Raw genomic sequence first — 1,957 nt, 5'->3', positions numbered from 1 at the left:
AAATAATGATAATAATCTCTAATTTGGTTAAATAAAGGTGATATTTCTTTAAATAATTGTGTTTTTGTAGCGTTAATTTCTTTGTCATCAATTGGGTTGTTGATTTTATTGGGGTGGAATTGATATTTAAAAGGTTTGTAAGAAATATTAGGGGTTGAAGTTTGTTGTTGGATTAAGTTTTTAAATTCTTGAGTTTTCATAAAGTTATTTATTTTTTCAAGGGCGTTGTTGAAGGTTTTAATTCCTCTTATTTCCATATAAACATCAATAATATCGTAATCTTTACAACATTTCCAACAGTGAATTTTATTATCTGAAGTTAAATGGCAACAAGTTGGGTTGTTTCCTTGATGGATGGGACAAGGGAAACGATATTTGGTGTTGAAGTTTGGGGGTAAAATTTTTAATTTTTTTAATAAAACAATCATAGGGAAATTAGTTTTAATGTGGTTAATTTTGTCTTGATAATTCATTTATTTTAACTCCTATTTTTTTGATTAATAATAAGTTTCTATTTGATAAGGTAAAACATAACCGATTTCTTGAAATGTTTGGGTGGTCATTTCGAAGTGATAAATTAAGGTTTTTTTGGTGCCACTTCTATTTTTTTTGATACATACTTCGATTATTTTTTGATTTTCATTGTCATCAGATTCTAAATAGAGTTGATTTAAGGTTGAATTATAAATATTTAAAGGTTTTTCTTGGTCTTTGGCTAGTTTTGGTCTAAATTCAGACATCATTAAGACGATATCGGAGTTAGTTTCGATGCCACCACTTCCTTTTAAAGCGGTGATTTCAGGGGATTTTCCTTGGTAATTACTGTATGTATCTCTTGAAAATTGAGAGAGAATGATAATAACAATGTTTAATTCCATGGCTAATTGTTTGAGTTTAGTCATAATTTCGTCAATAGCTAAACGGTCGTTTTCTAAATGATTACTAGCTTTAGTAATTTGGAGATGGTCAATAACGATCATTTCTACTTGTTTTTCTAAATAAAGGCGATAAACTAAATCAATGATATAATCAATATTTTTGCTTTTATCATAACTAAATGATAAATTTATGTTGGCAAAAAATTGTTTTGCTATTTTCATCCTTTCCGTGTATTTGAGAGGTGTGATATTGTCATCTTCAAAATTTTTATCTAAAATAACATCTAAGGGAATTTGAGTTTGGTGGGCTAATAAACGACTTAAATTTTCCTCCATTGTCATTTCATAAGAAAATACCAAAATATGAGGATAATGAGAGCTTTCTTGGTGTTTAGTTTTGGCGATATCTAAAAGAAGGTTGTAGACAAAAGTTGTTTTTCCCAAACCGGTATACCCCCCAATAGTGATGATTTGGCCTTTTTTTAATCCTTTAGTGGATTGGTTGAGTCCTTTAAAAATTTCTGATAAGCGGTAATATTCGTCTTGGATTTTTTGTTTTGCTTGATTATCGGTGTCAAAAAATTCAGGATGTAAAGAGGCCATTTGGTTTAAAGTAAAGTGTGTTTTATCATTTTGGTGGGGGATTAAAGAGATAAAATTTCTTAATTTATCAAAGATTTCTTGGTAATATAAGTTTTTAGTGTAAGGATCTTGGGTTTCAAAAGAAGGACTAATAATTTTTAAGAGTTGTTGGAACAGTTTTTCTTGGGTATAGGTGTGTTTTAAGTTATCTAAGAAATCAAGGTTATTTTCCTTACTAAAATCATTATTTAAAAAAGATAATGATTCTTTGGTAAAGTTATCTTGTTGGAAATTAGTTTGTAAATATGTTAATAACTCTTTGATGATATCAGTTTGAGATTTTATTTTATCCCAAGGATGAGTTGTTTGTTTTTCTAAAAATAAATATTTTAAAGCTGTAAATATTTTTGTATTTTGGGAGTCGAGTAGATTTTGGGGTTTGATTATTTGGTAGTAAAAGTTTAACTTTTCCCATTGGCCTTGTTCGATATAATTTA

General features: G+C 28.3%; 1 protein-coding gene and 1 pseudogene. Both read right to left on the bottom strand.

What is annotated here, in order from left to right; translation table 11 throughout:
- A pseudogene (locus RI68_RS01690) lies at positions 1 to 473 on the bottom strand (toprim domain-containing protein); the annotation flags it as partial.
- 24 nt (positions 474 to 497) lie between these two features.
- Positions 498 to 1,957, bottom strand: a 1,460-nt coding sequence (locus RI68_RS01685; protein WP_017193528.1) for a replicative DNA helicase, incomplete at its 5' end; no start/stop codon positions are given.

The organism is Vaccinium witches'-broom phytoplasma str. VAC (assembly GCF_000309405.1).
Lineage (GTDB): Bacteria > Bacillota_I > Bacilli_A > Acholeplasmatales > Acholeplasmataceae > Phytoplasma.
This window is presented reverse-complemented; position numbering and strand designations above follow the sequence as displayed.